General features: G+C 41.1%; 16 protein-coding genes and 1 pseudogene. 14 read left to right on the top strand and 3 right to left on the bottom strand.

The window, feature by feature from the left end; translation table 11 throughout:
- The first annotated feature begins 5 nt into the window (after nucleotides 1-5).
- The 5 genes and pseudogenes from menD (at nucleotide 6) to BLCOC_RS16770 (ending at nucleotide 6926) form a co-directional block, all read left to right on the top strand.
- Nucleotides 6-1787, top strand: coding sequence for a 2-succinyl-5-enolpyruvyl-6-hydroxy-3-cyclohexene-1-carboxylic-acid synthase (menD, locus tag BLCOC_RS16790; RefSeq protein ID WP_115622829.1), 1782 nt, complete (start codon nucleotides 6-8; stop codon nucleotides 1785-1787).
- Between the two features lie 15 nt (nucleotides 1788-1802).
- Nucleotides 1803-2669, top strand: a complete 867-nt coding sequence (locus BLCOC_RS16785) for an SDR family NAD(P)-dependent oxidoreductase (protein ID WP_115622828.1) — start codon at nucleotides 1803-1805, stop codon at nucleotides 2667-2669.
- A 20-nt stretch (nucleotides 2670-2689) separates the two neighbouring features.
- The gene (locus BLCOC_RS16780) at nucleotides 2690-4102 is read left to right on the top strand and encodes a lipopolysaccharide biosynthesis protein (RefSeq protein WP_115622827.1); all 1413 of its coding nucleotides are present in this window, start codon (nucleotides 2690-2692) and stop codon (nucleotides 4100-4102) included.
- A gap of 1082 nt (nucleotides 4103-5184) precedes the next feature.
- On the top strand, nucleotides 5185-5601 hold the full coding sequence (locus tag BLCOC_RS16775; RefSeq protein WP_115622825.1) for a transposase: 417 nt from the start codon (nucleotides 5185-5187) through the stop codon (nucleotides 5599-5601).
- Between the two features lie 118 nt (nucleotides 5602-5719).
- A pseudogene (locus BLCOC_RS16770) lies at nucleotides 5720-6926 on the top strand (IS256 family transposase).
- Nucleotides 6927-7180: 254 nt separating this feature from the next.
- Here BLCOC_RS16770 and tnpC read toward each other — a convergent pair.
- The 3 genes from tnpC to tnpA all read right to left on the bottom strand — a co-directional run bounded on the left by tnpC (nucleotide 7181) and on the right by tnpA (nucleotide 9685).
- Complete coding sequence (gene tnpC / locus BLCOC_RS16765; protein ID WP_115622596.1) at nucleotides 7181-8797, bottom strand: IS66 family transposase; 1617 nt, start codon at nucleotides 8795-8797, stop codon at nucleotides 7181-7183.
- 142 nt (nucleotides 8798-8939) lie between these two features.
- Nucleotides 8940-9281 (bottom strand): IS66 family insertion sequence element accessory protein TnpB, encoded by a 342-nt coding sequence (gene tnpB, locus BLCOC_RS16760; protein ID WP_115622597.1) that lies wholly within the window; start codon nucleotides 9279-9281, stop codon nucleotides 8940-8942.
- Entirely contained in the window at nucleotides 9275-9685 is a 411-nt protein-coding gene (gene tnpA, locus BLCOC_RS16755; protein ID WP_227225493.1) for an IS66 family insertion sequence element accessory protein TnpA, read from the bottom strand. The genes tnpB and tnpA overlap by 7 nt, the downstream gene beginning before the upstream one ends.
- A gap of 89 nt (nucleotides 9686-9774) precedes the next feature.
- Here tnpA and BLCOC_RS16750 point away from each other — a divergent pair, with 89 nt between their 5' ends.
- The 9 genes from BLCOC_RS16750 (at nucleotide 9775) to BLCOC_RS16710 (ending at nucleotide 17479) form a co-directional block, all read left to right on the top strand.
- Entirely contained in the window at nucleotides 9775-10989 is a 1215-nt protein-coding gene (locus BLCOC_RS16750; protein WP_115622824.1) for an IS256 family transposase, read from the top strand.
- 333 nt (nucleotides 10990-11322) lie between these two features.
- Nucleotides 11323-11616, top strand: coding sequence for a hypothetical protein (locus BLCOC_RS16745; RefSeq protein ID WP_115622823.1), 294 nt, complete (start codon nucleotides 11323-11325; stop codon nucleotides 11614-11616).
- Between the two features lie 80 nt (nucleotides 11617-11696).
- Entirely contained in the window at nucleotides 11697-12383 is a 687-nt protein-coding gene (locus tag BLCOC_RS16740; protein ID WP_115622822.1) for a hypothetical protein, read from the top strand.
- 241 nt (nucleotides 12384-12624) lie between these two features.
- On the top strand, nucleotides 12625-13425 hold the full coding sequence (locus BLCOC_RS16735; RefSeq protein WP_029468680.1) for an immunoglobulin-like domain-containing protein: 801 nt from the start codon (nucleotides 12625-12627) through the stop codon (nucleotides 13423-13425).
- A 61-nt stretch (nucleotides 13426-13486) separates the two neighbouring features.
- Nucleotides 13487-14209, top strand: coding sequence for a CpsB/CapC family capsule biosynthesis tyrosine phosphatase (locus BLCOC_RS16730; RefSeq protein ID WP_029468681.1), 723 nt, complete (start codon nucleotides 13487-13489; stop codon nucleotides 14207-14209).
- Nucleotides 14202-14897, top strand: coding sequence for a CpsD/CapB family tyrosine-protein kinase (locus BLCOC_RS16725; protein ID WP_029468682.1), 696 nt, complete (start codon nucleotides 14202-14204; stop codon nucleotides 14895-14897). The genes BLCOC_RS16730 and BLCOC_RS16725 overlap by 8 nt, the downstream gene beginning before the upstream one ends.
- 48 nt (nucleotides 14898-14945) lie before the next feature.
- On the top strand, nucleotides 14946-15710 hold the full coding sequence (locus BLCOC_RS16720) for a YveK family protein (RefSeq protein WP_029468683.1): 765 nt from the start codon (nucleotides 14946-14948) through the stop codon (nucleotides 15708-15710).
- Nucleotides 15688-16482: a class B sortase gene (srtB, locus tag BLCOC_RS16715; protein ID WP_115622821.1), complete on the top strand. Its 795-nt coding sequence runs from the start codon at nucleotides 15688-15690 to the stop codon at nucleotides 16480-16482. Before BLCOC_RS16720 ends, srtB begins: the two co-directional genes overlap by 23 nt.
- Nucleotides 16472-17479: an LCP family protein gene (locus BLCOC_RS16710; protein ID WP_115622820.1), complete on the top strand. Its 1008-nt coding sequence runs from the start codon at nucleotides 16472-16474 to the stop codon at nucleotides 17477-17479. Before srtB ends, BLCOC_RS16710 begins: the two co-directional genes overlap by 11 nt.
- Nucleotides 17480-17578: the final 99 nt, after the last annotated feature.

The raw sequence follows: 17578 nt of genomic DNA, 5'->3' as shown, positions 1-17578 counted from the left end.
TAAATATGTATAGCGTACATCAGAATGTTCAGATTTTGATTGCATTATTAAAAAAATATGAAATTCGTGATTTAGTAATTTCGGCGGGGACAAGGCATATACCACTTATCTTTTCTGTGGAAGAAGATAAGTTCTTCAATTGTTATTCCATTGTCGATGAAAGAAGTGCTAGCTTCTTTGCATTAGGATTGATAGAAAAACTAAAACGTCCAGTTGCAATTATTTGTACGTCTGGAACAGCAACGGCGAACTATGTTTCAGCAGTGAACGAAGCATTTTATCAGCATCTTCCATTAGTTGTATTAACATCTGATAGACATCCGTATTATTTAAATCAACAGGAGAACCAGATGATTCCTCAGGTGGGGTTGTATAAAGATGTCTGTAAGAAGGCTGTTAATTTACCAATCGTGAGGGATAGCAAGGATTTTTGGTATTGTTCTAAATTAGTAAATGAGGCACTTTTGGAGCTGAATCATAGACAAGCTGGGCCAGTACATATAAATTTCCCTATTGATGATAATTATCCTGTCGAACAGGGAACCTTTAAATTTGAGATTTCAGAGCTCCCTGATGTGGTAAAGATTGATAGACTTATGTTAGAGGATTCCGTTGCAAAATGGAAGCAAAAATCCGAGGAACTTAAGCAAGCAAAAATACTTATAATTTATGGACAACATGGAAAACTAAGTCCTGATATAAAAGCTGCCTTTGATAGCTTTTGTGAAAAATACAATTGCATGGTATCTGTTGATCATTTGTCGAATTTGAAGGGAAAATACTGTCTAGATACATATGTATTAGGATCGTTGCTTTCCAGCAATGAATTAAAGAACATTTGTCCAGATATAGTAATAACAATGAATGGAAATTCTATAACGCCTTTGAAAGCAAAGTTGTTAGGCATAAGTGGCGCTTTTAAGCATTGGCATGTATCTAAAGAAGGTTTTGTATCAGATGTATTTAGATGTCAGACGGATATTATAGAATGTAAACCATCAACTTTTTTTTCCAAATTTTCTTGCCTTGCAAATTCCACATCGAGTCATAGCTATTTCCAAAAATGGACAAGTCTACAGAATTTGAAAATAGACCTTTCTAATCAACCTTGTAAAATTGAATATTCAAGTGTTTATTCAGTTCAACAAATGCTTGCCAATATTCCTAAAGATAGTTTGCTGCATATTTCAAATAGTAATAACATTCGTATTGCAAGTTATTTTTCAATTGATGAGAGCATAGAAGTGTTCTGTAATCGCGGTACATGCGGAATAGACGGATCCATGTCTTCTTTCATTGGACAAGCATCTCTGAATGAAGGGCTTGCTTTTCTTATGATTGGAGATCTGAGCTTTTTCTATGATATGAATGCACTTTGGAATGGGTATATTAGTAAAAATGTTAGAATATTAGTAAACAATAATTCTGGGGGCGCATTATTCCATTCTTCTTATTATAAACAAGTGAAAACTTTTCCGAATATTGATAGGCATATTGCAGCTGCACATAAGACAAGTGTTCGTGGATGGGCTGAGAGCAGAGGCTTTAGATATTTTGCGGCTTCAAGTAAGGAAGCATTCGATATCGCAATGAAGGAATTTATAAAGACAGATTCTATGCAACCTATTATCATTGAAGCGTTTACAGACAAAGAGGTTGATACAAAACAGATGAATGTGGTGTTAAATTCCTTTAGACCTGCAACAGAAAAGAATTTAACCGCTGTTGCGTCAAAATTACCGCAGCCGATGAAAAGACAAATTAAGAAGATTTTGGGAAGAAATTAAAAAGGAGTGGAAAAGATGGAACTGAAAGATGTTGCAAAGAAACTGATTCCCAAAAGAGTCAAGGAATTACTTAAAAAAGAAATAGGGTTGAGTACATCATATGTGCTAGAAATTACGGATGTAAAAAAACTTGATGGTAGAATAGCTATTGTTACAGGCGGTTCTGGAGCAATTGGAAGCGCAATTTGCTTCAGATTGGCAATGGAAGGTGCTATTGTTGGTGTTTGTGCACGTAGCAAAAGTAAAGCTGAGGTGGTCATCAATAATATTAAAAAAAACGGGGGATTAGCATTTCCAATTATTATGGATGTTACAGATGATAGTAGCATTATAAAAGCATTTGAAGAAATTAAAAATGAATATGAGGCAATTGACATTTTAATAAATAATGCTGGAGGAAGTGCACGCGAGTTATCAAAGCGATTTGAGGACCAGGATTTTTCTATTGTTAATATGATACTAAACACGAACCTTCGAGGAACCATGTTCTGTACTCATGAAGCACTGAAGTATATGAAGCGGACAGATACTTCTCGTATTATTAACATAGCTTCGATAGTTGGGCTGCAAGGAAAATGTGGCATGACTGATTATGCAGCATCTAAGGCAGGGATACTGGGCTTTACGAGATCACTGGCAATTGAACTTGGTAAAGCAGGAATTACAATAAATAGTATTTCACCTGGTTGGGTCAGTCAAGCAGTATTTGATCATGGCATGAAAATACAACGGGGGAATATTAATTGCATGGGGCATAGTGGACAAACTGATGATATTGCAGGTGCAGTAGCGTATTTAGTATCAGATGATGCAAAATTTGTTACCGGTCAAAATATAATAGTTGATGGCGGCAGAAGTCTTGGATTATGGGGAGATAATTAAATTGATAGGAGACAAATTGGATGAATTCGGATAATTATAAAAGAGCAAGTACATATTATTTAATAGGAAATTTTTTCAATAAAGGAATTGCCTTTTTAACGGTTCCGATTTTTACTCGAATTTTGTCTACAACAGATTATGGAATTGTTACTACTTATAATTCATGGATTGGGATTCTGGCTATGATAATGGGGTTTGCGCTTCATATGGGTGTACGAATGGCGTTTGTAGATTATAAAGGAGAAATTGATGACTTCATGTCATCAATTGTTTTGTTTACACTTGCTTGTTCAATTGGAATGACATTTATTGTATCAGCGTGTGCAATATTACTTAAAATTAATATAAGTATTCTGCTGATTGCTCTTTGTATGATTCAGGCATTTTCTACGGCAATAATACAGGATTATTCACACTATTTGATGATGCAGTATCGATACAAATTCCGGACGATGTTGATGATACTACCAAATCTTATTTCAGTGCTAGTTTCAATAATCGCAATTTTATTTGTTTTCAAAACGAATTTATATTTAGGAAGAATTATTCCGACTGCATTGATAAATTTATTTTTTGGTTTAATCGTCGTTGTATTGGTTATGAGAAAAGGTAAAGTTGCTGTTGATTTCAGATATATCAAATACGGTTTGGCTATTTCTGCTCCGTTAATTGTTCACGGAATAGCTTTAAATGTCCTTTCACAGTCAGATAGAACAATGATTACAATGTTAGCAGATGCTTCACAAACAGGTATTTATAGTCTGATTTACAACTTTAGTATGATTGCTACGGTGATAACAACTGCATTAGAGGGGGTATGGATTCCTTGGTTTACAGAAAGGGTGACAACAAAGAAGTATATTTCGGATATTAATAAGCTGTCAATTGATTATGTGAATTTAATGACATATGCAATGGTATGTTTAATACTAGTGGCACCTGAAGTGGTAAAAATACTTGCAAGCAATAAATATTGGGAGGGTATAGTTATAATCCCTCCTATTGTGTTGGCAAATTATATTATATTTATGTATACACTCTATGTAAATATAGAACATTTTTATAAGAAGACACTGTTTATTACTGTAAATACTTTTGTTGCGGCAACAGTAAATATTATTTTGAATTTTATTTTTATTCCTCAATATGGATATGTTGCAGCTGCATTTACTACTGTAACTGCATATATTGTATCATTGATTATGCATGCTTCATATGCAAAAAAATTGGAACCCCAATTATATCCATTAAAGATGTTTGGTCGACCGCTAACTCATGTTATTATTTCGGCTGTGATTTTTTATATTTTATTGGAACATCCGATTTTTCGATGGGTTTTAATGTATATATATATAAGTGCAATGATAATTAAAGAGCATAAAAGAATATATGAGCTATTTCCGGAAATAGAAGCAAAGATAAAGAAAAAATGATTAAAGATTGCCATGCATCCTTTCATATAAAGTATGAGAAGTAAGAAATTTTGTGAGCAAAATCTAAATCATTTTAAGCTAATTATAGAAATTGTTCTTTTAGCATATAGCGCTAATTATGAATTGTTATGGTATTTACACTGTTTGTAAATTTGGAATATATAATAAACGAGTATTATATATGCTGAAAATAATGATGGATATGCTTAGAAACAGTTTCGCAGTGATTTTTGGAAAACCCTTTATTATTATTTATAATCATGATTTATGTTTCAATAATTATAGGGCAGAGTATGGCACTGTTATGGATTTATTTTAACAAGAGAGTAGCTCTAGTGTACTGACATATTGATAATTGAACTATAGTTCATTTTGATATACTTGTTATCGATGATAAAATGTATTTATGGAGGATATCGCAATGGCACGCCCTAAGAAAAGTACAGTTCAACTATCTGATATTGATGTAAAGAAACTTAAAGGTATTTTACAAAAAGCAGATACATGCCAGACGATTGTTAATCGTTGTAGGATCCTTCTGACTTTAGATGAAAATCATCCGCCCATACGGACTTATGACCAGTGTATTGCTCTATTTTGCGTCAGCCGTGCTACCTATTAAATGTTGCCAAAACTTATGCTCAGGATGGATTGGATGATGTCCTTAAAATCAAACAGAGTATCAACTCCAGTAATGCCCGTCGTAAAGTAAGTGGACGTATGGAAGCAAAAATTGTTGAGATAGCCTGCGGCCCCGCCCCGGAAGGGCATTCCTGATAGACAATTCGACTTTTCGAAGACCAGGCAAAAATCAAATTTGACGAGCCGATCAGCCATGAGACCATTCGGAGAACGTTAAAAAAATCGGCTTAGATCTCACCGCAGACAATACTGGTGTCTGCCAAACAAATCCGATGCGGAATTCGTAGCATGCATGGAAGATGTCTTTGACGTTTACGAGATGCCTTATAATCCTGTGGTTCCAGTTGTGTGTATGAATGAAAAACCATATCAGTTACTGGGTGAAGTGCGAGATTCATGGGCCATGCGTCCGGGAGATGGCAAAAAGATAGATTCTGAATATGCCCGTAATGGAACCTGCAGTATCTTCGCTTTCTATAGAAACACTTGGAGGAACACACCATGCGAGCATACGGGAACACCATACAGCCGAGGATTCGGTGGAAGAAATCAAATATCTGTCAGATGTCATGTATCCCGTTGCTGAAAAGATTATTCTCGTAATGGACAATCTGAACACACATAAGCCATCCTATCTGTATAAAGTATTCCCACTGGAAGAGGCCCGTCGGATTATTAAACGACTTGAAATACATTATAGCCCAAAGCATGGCAGTTGGCATAATATAGCGGAAATCGGATTAAATGTAATGACACGCCAGTATCTTACCAGACGAATGGGTTTGGTTGAACAGTTTCGGAAAGAATTGTCCGTTTGGGAAAACGAACGCAACTATGGGCAGGCTGTTGTAAACTGACAATTCAAGACAAATGATGCCCGTACAAAACTCACATCCCTGTATCCGGATATGTAATTTGGAATACAGAGGATGATTTAAATATCAATGTGTCAGCTCACTAGTACACAAAGTACAAATGATCAATGGAAAACGAAACATTATCTACCAGCTCTTGGAAGAATATGATATCCAGAGTGCAGAAGACATTCAGGATGCCCTCAAAGATCTGCTTGGTGGAACCCTCAAAGAAATGATGGAAGCGGAAATGGATGACCACCTGGGCTATGGGAAGTCAGAACGTTCCAACAGCGATAACTATCGTAATGGTTACAAATCAAAACGTGTTAACAGCAGTTATGGGTGCATGGACATTGATACCTCTCAAGATCGGAAGTCTACTTTTGAACCTAAGAGTTGTAAAGAAATGCCAGAAGGATATTTCGGATATTGATCAGAAGATTATTTCCATGTATGCAAAAGGCATGACCACCCGTCAAATATCTGAGACAATGGAGGATATCTACGGATTCAAGGCATCAGAAGGCTTTATTTCCGATGTCTCAGATAAGATCTTACCTCAGATTGAGGATTGGCAGAATTATCCACTGGATGAAGTATATCCGATCCTCTACATTGATGCCATTCATTATTCCGTGTGGGATAATGGTGGCATACGAAAGCTGGTTGTATATGTCATCCTTGGGATTAATACAGAGGGTAAAAAGGTGGTTCTAGCGATCCATGTCGGTGACAATGAGAGTTCAGAATACTGGTTCTCTGTGCAGAATGAACTGAAAAATCGCAGGGTAAAGGATATCCTCATCATCTGTACGGATGGTCTAAGCGTGATTAAGAAGGCGATTGCGGCCGCATTTCCTAAAACAGAATATTAGCGCTACATCGTTCACCAGGTACGAAACACACCGAAATATGTTCCGGATAAAGACAGGAAAGCCTTTGCCACAGATTTGAAGAACATCTATCATGCGCCAGATGAAAAGAAAGCCCTTGAAGCACTGAGGGATGTCACAGAAAATTGGACCCCAAAATATCCGAACGCTATGAAGCGTTGGGAAGATAACTGGGATGCCATCTCGCCTATCTCCAAGTTTTCCTCACAGGTCAGAAATGTCATTTATACGACAGATGCCATTGAGAGCCTGAATGCCGTCTATCGCAAACGGAACCGTCAAAGAAGTGTATTTCCAAGCGATACGGTACTGTTCAAGGCCCTGTATCTTTCAACATTTGAGGCAACGAAGAAATGGACGATGACCATTCAGAACTGGGGACAGGTCTATGGAGAACTAAGTATCATGTATCCAGATCGGCTGCCGGAATAAAAAATACTGTCTATTGAGAGGCGGGAATATCTCGCCTCCTATTGGGGAGTGTGAAACTTTTTCTGTAAATATGTGATTGAAGGGTTCTTCTATGATAAAATCAAAATAATCATAGGAGGGCCTTTTATTATGGCAAGAGAGAAGAAACCTGTACATCGGGTACAAATGACAGAAGGAAAGTAACCGCCAAATAATAATGCGGTCAGATATAAAATTACCCCAGCCCTTTGCGAGTTGGAGTAATTCACTATAATTCACATGCGATTTTTGATAGATTGGAGTTTTTCACTCCAGGGTGCAAGCTCTGCGAGCTGAGCATCAGTCATCTCCTTCGTTGGACGATGATCCAGTAGAAATTTCAGATATTCGTAAATGTTCAGGGCGTGTGCCTTTGCCATTTCAACCATTGTATAGACTACAGCACTGGCATTGGCTCCTTCTACAGAATCACTGAACAGCCAGTTTTTACGGCCAACTGCAAACGGACGGATCGCGTTCTCGCTGAGATTGTTTGTGAAACTACAGCGACCATCCTCCAGATAGGTCTCCGCTGTTTCCCGCCGGTTAAGGACATAATTCACCGCTTTATCCATGCGGGTATTTCGGACTGGCTTTTGCTGCTCAATCCACGACCAGAAAGCCTCCAGAACAGGTTTTTCCTTCTCGAGACGCAGCTGCTTACGTTTTTCATAATCACCGGGATATTTTTTGTTAATGGAATCTTCTATGGCAAACAGGCGGTTACAGTACTGGACTCCCTGTACTGCTGGCTGGCTGTAATCATACTGTTTCCCTTTGGGAACGGCGTCGATAAAGTACCGGCGGATGTGTGCCCAACAGGAACATCGTTTGATATCCGGCAGGCTGTTGTAGCCCTGGTAACCATCCGTTTCCAGATATCCGTGATAGCCTTCCAGAAACTCCTTTGCATAGCTGCCACTCCTGGTTGGAGAATAGCCATATAAGATAATGGCGGAAAGACCATCTTCGCCGCTGCGGAACAGCCACATGAAGGATTGCGTCTGTGCCCGGCGATCTTCTTCCTTCAATACCTGGACTCTAGTCTCATCTGCCATTGCAAAACTGCGCTTCAGCAGTTCCCTGTGGAAGTAATCATACATTGGCTGAAAGTAATTCCTGGAGCAATAGATAATCCAGTTGGCCAGTGTCGTCCTGCTGAACTGGGCACCATACTGTCTCCAGTCTTTCTCCTGACGGTAAAGGGGAAGTCCATTGGCGTATTTCTGATACATCGTCCATGCAACGGTGGATGCGGTCGCTGGGCCTTTTCCTACCAGGGCCTGCGGAACCTGAGACTTTACGATCACAGGTTTTTCTGTGTCTCCCAATCCTTCCTTACAGCACGGACATCCATAACTCTGGCTGTAGTATTCGATCACTTTACATGTTGCCGGAATGAATTCCAGCTCACGGCGGACATACTCTTCACCGATCAGAACCATCTGCGTACCACAGACCGGGCAGACCTGATCTTCTTCCGGAAGAGGAATGACTACTTTTTCAACCTTCAGGCCTTTAAAAAGATCCTCATGGGTTGATTTCTTCTTGCGGGTATGCTCCCGGATCACAGTCTCTTCTTCCAACAGGGAAAGATCTTGTTCCACTTCCGCTTCATCAAAAAGGTGCTGTTGTCCCGGAATGTCATCGGTCCTTCTTTCGCTGGAAGAACCGAAAAGCTTTTTGGTAAGATAGTCCACCTGTTCCTGAAGGGCTTTTTCATGGCTGGTTTTTTCATCAATAACAAGACGGAGAGATCTGATCAATTCCGTCTGCTCAGAGATCATTGTTTTCAGTTGTGTTATGGTATCCTTCAGCTCTCGCAGCTGGATGTCTTTTGCACTGGAAGCCATCGTTTTCTCCTTGAATTTAACACCTTTATTATACCAGAAACACAGCCATTCCTAAAGGAAAACAAGTACTGAAAAACGCTGAATTTATAAGGAAACCTGACATTTTTCTGTGCAGGATTTTTACCAGGATCCAGATGCTTTTTTACTCTGCTTTGAGTGCTTTTGGCTGGTCGATATCAATTCCTGACATTAGCCAGTCGAACTCCCTCCAGGAAAGATTCCGGACTTCCGACTGCTTCCTTGGCCATTGATACCCGCCCCGGATAGACAACCGTTTATAGACCAGGACAAAACCATCCGGTTCATGGAACAGAGCTTTGATCCTGTCCCGTCTTCTTCCACAGAACAGGAAGAGCGCACTGGATGTCGGATCCATCTTAAGCTGGTCTTCGATAATGGCACAGAGACCATCGATCGATTTGCGCATATCGGTATAGCCGCAGACAATGTAGATTTTTTCGAGGCCGGAGATATCACCTAACATGAGGTCTCCCGGATCAGGCGGAGTGTCCTGGTGAGCAGGGCAGGATCGGCATCATTGCTGATGCGGATTGTTACATTATTCATGGACACTTCAATCGTATGTGAATTGTCAAGGTTCGTTTGGTGCATCTGCGATGCTATATGCTGTTCTGGAAGGTGATCCGAAACAATGTCAATGGGAACCACATCCTGTTTTGAATGCGCGATCCCACAATGACCATAATTCGGTGCCGGGATCTGATCCGCTGCTGCTTTTCTGCAGCGGCTGACCCAGTTATAAAAAGTGCTTACTGCGATATCGTTTTCACGACACCAGTCAGCATCTGTCATGCCGCTTTGGCGGCATTCATTGATAAGCCGGATCTGTTCCGCCATCGGAACACGGGCTTTGCGAGTAGTTGTCATAACCTATCCTCCGTAATTGTAGTGAAATAGTCTAAATATCTTTCATCTACAATTATAGAGGAAACCAGGAAAATAGAAAATCCGCAGGAATATTTGGCGCTTACGAAGGAAAACGTAACATTATCCATCAGCTCCTGGAAGAATACGATATTCAGACAGCTGAAGATATTCAGGATGCTCTGAAAGATCTTCTGGGTGGAACAATCAAAGAAATGTTGGAAGCAGAAATGGAGGATCATCTGGGATATGAAAAATCTGAACGCTCTGATAACGAGGATTACCGAAATGGCTACAAACGCAAACGCGTAAACAGCAGTTATGGTACCATGGAGATTGAGGTCCCTCAGGATCGCAAATCCACTTTTCAGCCTCAGGTCGTAAAAAAACGCCAGAAAGATATTTCAGATATTGATCAGAAGATCATTTCTATGTACGCCAAAGGGATGACCACCCGACAGATTTCTGAAACGATCGAAGATATTTACGGCTTTGAAACTTCGGAAGGATTTATTTCTGATGTAACAGATAAGATCCTTCCTCAGATCGAAGACTGGCAGAACCGTCCCTTAGATGAAGTATATCCGATCCTTTTTATCGATGCGATCCACTATTCTGTCCGGGATAACGGGGTGATCCGCAAACTAGCGGCATATGTGATCCTGGGGATCAATACGGAAGGAAAAAAGGAAGTCCTTACCATTCAGGTTGGAGATAATGAAAGCTCTAAATATTGGCTTTCTGTTCTGAATGAATTAAAAAACCGGGGTGTAAAAGACATCCTGATCCTTTGTGCCGACGGTCTGGCCGGGATCAAAGAAGCCATCGCGGCTGCCTTCCCCAAAACAGAATATCAACGCTGTATTGTCCATCAAGTAAGAAATACCCTGAAATATGTTCCGGATAAAGACAGGAAGGCTTTTGCAACGGATCTGAAGACAATCTATCAGGCGCCAGACGAAAAGAAAGCTCTGGCAGCCCTTGAGAGGGTAACAGAGAAATGGACACCAAAATATCCGAATTCCATGAAACGCTGGAAGGATAACTGGGATTCTATTTCTCCGATCTTCAAGTTTTCAGCAGATGTCCGGAAGGTCATATACACGACCAATGCCATAGAATCCCTGAATTCCACGTATCGGAAATTAAACCAGCAGAGAAGTGTATTTCCGAGCGATACAGCGCTGCTGAAAGCCCTGTATCTAGCCACTTTTGAAGCAACAAAAAGGTGGACTACCACCATCCGGAACTGGGGCCAGGTCTACGGTGAACTGAGTATTATGTATGAGGGACGGCTTCCAGAATAAAAAACAGTTTGGTTAAAACAGGCGGAAAAGCCGCCTGCTATTGACATGCCATCCTCTGGATGGTATATATAAAACAAAGGTGGAATACCTAATTTCTAAGCATTCCACCAAGTCTTATCATAGAAGAATCCTATTTACAGACTTTTCTTCATACCCTCTCCTATTGACATACAACCATACTTGAAGTATATATAAAATAAGAGCTGGAAACTAGTTCATAGCTTACCAGCTCCACACTTATCATAGAAGATCTGTATTTACAGACTTTTCTTCACACATTTGAAAAATGTCCGCACCCCACTAAATAAATTCTAATTAAGAAAGGATTCACTCATGAGCAGCTCAACGGAAACAGCGACCCTTGATAATCTATGGAAGATAATCACATCCCACCAAGGAGAAACCTTCTACACAAAGAAATTACTCCCCTTTACCTACACCATCAAAGGCGGCGAAATGTTCACCGACCGCAGGGAACGCTCGATCACCAGAAGTACCTTTGAAAACGCATATAAAAAAATAAAAAGCAACCCCGATAAAATCACCGGCCCTAAGGCGCTGAACATGTACGGTGCGCCATATGTATGGGCAGTGCTGGCAAAAGTAACAGATATCTGCAGATCATAACAGATAAAACCTTCTGCCGTAAAATTTATTTCAAATGAAAACAACAAGTCAATAAGCTTATAAGTGAGGTAATAAAACCCATGCCCGGCTACATCATCCACCTAACCGCAGCGAATTTCTTCCTGAATTCGCTGCCATTTTCCCACCCCCTAAACCAACCAAAAGCCAAAAACGCCTTCCTGGTCGGTAATTTACTTCCCGACACTGTAAAAGACAAATTCCATTCTCATTTCCGAAGTCCTGACACACTACAGGAAATTGTTCAATATCCCATACTGCAAAAGTTTCTCGATAAATATCAGGGACTTCTATCAGACCCTAGTGTCCAGGGCTATCTCTTTCATCTATACACAGACTACCGTTTTTTCACCGAATATATGCCCCGTATCGTCCGCTATACGGACAGCAGTGGAAGAGAAACCTCCAAGAAAGATAATATTGTCTGGGCAGAGATCCAAAAGACAAAGAAAAAAATAAAAGTAACGGACTTTTTTTCTGAAGACTATTACTATGGCGACTACACCCGCATGAATACCTGGCTGGTGGTCCATTACAGGCTGCCTGTTCAGTTGGATACGAATGTACAGAATCCCGGTATTGAAGAGGTATGTTATTCAGATATATCAGAAATCCTTGAGGAATTAAAGTCTTACCTCCTTATGCCTCCGGAGGCGGCAGATCATCTTGCTGTTTTTAATAGGAAGGAACTTCTTGATTATATTCATTTCATTGCCAATCCTAAAGAATTAAAAAAAGTAATTGATTAATGATTTGTGTAATGTTAATATAATAATGTTGTTTGAAATGGGAAAGAATAGAAATTATGGTATCACTGCTCAGTGGATCCACACAATTATTCGCTGACAACAAGCATTGAGCAGCAGACAAAAATTCTATTTCCAAAAGTGATTTTGTACGGATTTTTGTCCGTAGCTGTGAAAATATTGAACAGCTGCATGACAGCAACACTTTCTTATTTTAAATATATACGAGAGGAATGGAAAGAAGATGAAAAAAGGATTAATTGCTGCAGCAATTATAGTATGCATCGGAATTACGGCAGGTACCGTATTTCTGGTACTTGATCGGGACAAGACAGCACCGGAGATAAAAGTTCCCGCAGAGAATACGCTGACCTATGTGGCGGGACAGGATAAAAAGCTGCTCCTGGAAGGTGTGACTGCGGTTGATGACAAGGATGGAGATGTTTCAGATACACTTATGGTGGAATCGGTTAAACCAACTTCTGATGGAACCCAGGCTGAAGTGACTTATACGGCCATGGATAACAGCCGCAATGTTGCAAAAAAGAAAATTCTGGTAAATTATCAGGCGTCCGGTGAGCCGGCTCCGGCAGAGGATGGTCAGACACCAGAAGGTACAGACGCAAATCCTGAAAACGGAGAAGCAGGGGCAGAAGCCCCGGCTCCGGAAGGTGAGGGTGAGGCGCCTGCGGATGTTCCGGCAGATGCGCCTGTTGACCCGGCCGCTGCAGAGCAGCCTGCACAGGACACAACAGGGGGTGCAGAAGCAACGGAAGCGGCAATTGCACAGCTTCCGCCAGGAAGCCCCCAGTTCAGGCTGAACCAATATGAGGTGACTCTGCCTGTGGGAAGCAAGTTTGATTACAGTACATATATTCAGGATATCACCGATGATAAAGACGACAGAAGCACTCTTTTCAGACAGATACAACTGCAGAATTCTGTGGATACAAATACACCCGGAAGTTATGAAGTTGTCTATTATGTTATTGACAGCGATGGAAATCAGTCAAATACTGCCACTTTAAAGGTAAATATCCAGTAGACAAACAGAGCACTTTCCTTTATAATGGTGGGTGAATTTATGGTAAAGGTGGGTAAGATTATTGATAATAGACACACACTGCCACATTTTGCCCGGTGTAGATGACGGAGCAAAGAATGCGGATGAGACACGCAAGATGCTGCGAATGGCATTTAAAGACGGTATCGATGAGATCATTGCCACGCCTCATTTTAACTGTGACATGGATGCATCCGTTCTGGAGAAAAGGATGGGAGCTTATCTGCGTACCTGCAAATATGCCAAGGAAATGAATCCAAAGTCCAGGATATATCTGGGAAATGAATTGTTTTACAGTGAAGATGTGGTGGATGCCCTTGACAGGGGCGATGCACTGACTCTGAATGAAACAAAATATGTTTTGGTGGAATTTCCCGTTTACGCGGAATTTCGTTATATACGGCACGCTGTGCAGCACCTGCAGTATGCCGGCTATATGCCTGTGATTGCTCATATAGAGCGGTATCAGGGGATGAAGAAGGAAGATCAGGTTGCAGAGCTGGTTGGAATGGGTGCCTGCATGCAGGTCAATGTTTCCAGTGTCATGGGCAAAGCAGGCTGGAGCACAAGATGGTATTTATTGAAATTAATGAGGCACGGACTCGTTCACGTACTGGGCACAGATGCCCATGGAGCGGCACACAGACGTCCGGAGATGAGAGACTGCCTTTCTTATATAGATAAGAAAATCGGTAAGACATATCGGGAAGAAATCAGCACAATAAATCCGTCAAGAATTATCAGAGGAGAATACATAAGTGGATAAGTTAGAGATCAAAGGAGAAATTTCATTATCAAGCCGGGAACGAGAAGTTTACCGTACCTTGAGAACCAACCTGGAATTTACAGGTGTGGAGAACCGGGTTATTGCGGTCACAAGCTGTACGCCCAACGATGGAAAAAGTACAGTTGCCTATAATCTGGCTCTGGCTTTGGCAGAAAGCGGCAGAAACACGCTGCTTATTGACGCGGATATGAGAAAATCCGTACTGGTTCACCGTTTGAGAGTTGAGGGAGCCCTTAAAGGACTCAGCCATTACCTTTCCGGTCAGAATGAATTAGGGGATGTGGTATACGGAACGAATAAGAGAAATCTTTTTCTGCTTCCAACCGGAATTTTCCCCAGCAATCCAACAGAGCTTCTTGGAAATGAGAGACTTCAGAAACTGCTCACAGGTCTGAAGAATACATTTGACTATATCATAATTGATACACCGCCTCTTGGAAGCGTGATCGACGCTGCGGTAATTGCCCAGGTATGTGATGGATCTATTCTCGTACTGGCGGCAGATAATTCATCAAGAGCAGAGGCAAAGGGTGTAGTTGGACAGCTTAAGGCAGCCAACAGCAATCTCCTTGGTGTTGTTCTCAACAAAGTGGATGTACATACAGGAAGCTACTACGGCAAGAAGTATGGCGGGTATTATGGAAATAAATACGGCGGATACTATTAAGATCAACAAGACACCGTAAGAAAAATTTTGCAATGAAAGAGGAACAAAATGAATAATAAAGAATACGATGACGAAATTGAGATTGATTTAGGTGCCCTATTCCATGTACTGCTGCGCAAATGGTGGCTAATCGGCATTTGTGCAATTATGGGCGGAGTGATCGCGTTAGGCGGTACAGCGCTTCTCATCACGCCTAAGTATGAATCAAAGGCTCAGCTTTATATTTTGAATAAGACAACAAGCGTTACATCCCTGGCAGATATTCAGATCGGCAGTGAGTTGACGGCCGACTTTGAGGTGATCGCCACCAGTAAGCCTGTTATTGATGCCGCTATAGAGCGTATACAGGAGGAAGAGGATAAAACATTTTCCAGAAAAGAAATCCTGGATGTTCTCACGGTGGTGAATAAATCCGGTACACGAATCCTGGAAGTGAAAGCCATAGATGAGAATCCGGCAGATGCCTGCATCATTGCCAATGCAGTCGCTGAGGAGACTGCAGACAGAATGGCATCCATTATGAAATCTGACCCGCCGACAACTGTAGAGAGCGCGGAAGTTGCAGAAAAGCCGGTCAGCCCCAGCCTTCTGAAAAATACCGCGATCGGTATTTTACTGGGTATCCTGCTTGTATGCGGAGTGCTTACCGTGAGGTTTATCATCAACGACAATATCAAGACAGAAGAAGATGTTGAGAAATATCTTGGTCTTTCCACACTGGCTATTGTTCCTTACGTGAAAGGTAAAGATAAGAAGAAAGATGAGCTTCGCAAACTGAAAGAGGCAGACAATGGAAAAGAAAAGAAGAAGTAAATGGTTCTGGGTTTTTTTGATCATATTCCTGGCAGCAGCGGCTTTTGCTGTATATTACTACGTAAGCCAGCAAAAGAAAGAAGAGGTTTACGATAAGCTGAAAGAAAACAATAAGACAGAAGAGCCGGAAGTTAAAGAGGAACCAAAGCAAGAACCGGTGCAGGCAGTACCAGAAGAGCCTGAAGCAGAACCTGTGGATATTCCCATTGACTTTGCCGGACTGCAGGAAATGAACCCTGAAATTTATGCGTGGATAAGGATTCCGGGTACAGAGGTAGATTACCCCATCGTGCAGCGTCCTGAAGATGATGCTTATTATCTGGATCACACCATAGAAGGGGCTGAGGGACTGCCGGGATCTATTTATACAGAATCCCTCAATAAAAAGGATTTTACAGACAAAAATACAGTGATTTATGGACATAATATGAAGGACAATACCATGTTTGGCAGTCTGAAGGATTATAAGGACAGCGCTTATATGGATGAGCATTCCGAGGTGTATATTTATACACCGGAACATATTTTTACCTATAAGATCTTTGCAGCAGTTACTTATGACAGCAGACATATTATGGTGGCCTTTGATTTTGCCCAGGATGAGCAGTATCAGGCATATCTTGATTCCCTCAGCCAGGTGAGAAATATGGCGTCTTATATCAACACCGATATACCGGTCACAACAGCTGACAGGATTATCACAATGTCAACCTGCAACGGAAATAATGACCAGCGGTTTCTTGTAGAGGCGGTATTGATTGATGAAAAGTAAAGAAAAAAAGAGACTGGTTGTGATTCTGGCGGTTGTTATCCTTTTGCTTTTGATCGCGGCGGTTGCCTTATATGTTGTAAAGAATAACAGCAGGGCCAAGGCAGTTACCGAGAATATGAAGAAAAGTACAGCGGCGTCGGTTTCTCAGGCCGGTGACGATACCATTACTTACGATGGTCAAAAATATGTGTATAATAAAAAACTTACCAATATTTTGTTCATGGGTGTGGATAAAAAAGAGACAGTCACTTTAAAGGATACTCCGGGAGTGGCAGGTCAGGCAGACTGTATTATGATCATATCTCTTGATAAGGAATCACAGACAGCGCGTATTTTGCAGGTTTCCAGGGATTCTATGACAGATATTGATATATATGATGCAAACGGTAATTATTATACCTCCGTCAATGCACAGCTTGCCACCCAGTATGCCTACGGAAATGCGGAGCAGAGCAGCTGCTGGGCTATGAAAAAGACTGTTTCAGAACTGCTTTTTGATCTTCCTATTGACGGATATGTATCTTTGAATATTGATGCCATAAGTACCATGAACGATGCTGTCGGTGGAGTCGAAATCACCATACCGGAGGATTATACGGTTATTGATCCTGCATTCGTAAAAGGCGAGACCGTGAAATTGACCGGAGCACAGGCAGAAAAGTATGTACGCTACAGGGATATTGACCAGCAGGGCAGTAATAATGGCCGTATGCAGAGACAGGTACAATATATTCCGGCTTTAATATCAGCTCTTCGGAATAAAGTCGGTGCGGCCGGTGATTATTATGAGGCGTTTTATCCTGTGATCAAGCCCTATCTTGTGACCGATTTGAGCGCAGATCAGATCAATAATTTAGCGCGTTATCAGCTTGATGACAGCGGGACAGAGTATGTTCCCGGGGAAGCTGTGGCAGGGGAAGAGCATGAGGAATTTCATGTGGATGATGAAAAATTGCAAAAAATATTGATAGAAATGTTTTATAAACTGCGAAAGTAGTGTTGTAACCTGATTTTCGCAGGAAGAACAAGTGTACAAACCCGTGATCCCGGTAATAAAAAGGGATTGCGGGTTTATTTTTGTCCTTGTCGTTAAAAG

The sequence above is a fragment of the Blautia coccoides genome (genome assembly GCF_034355335.1).
Lineage (GTDB): Bacteria > Bacillota > Clostridia > Lachnospirales > Lachnospiraceae > Blautia > Blautia producta.
Note: the sequence above shows the minus strand (reverse complement) of the source record. Positions and strands in the feature narration are given on the sequence as shown.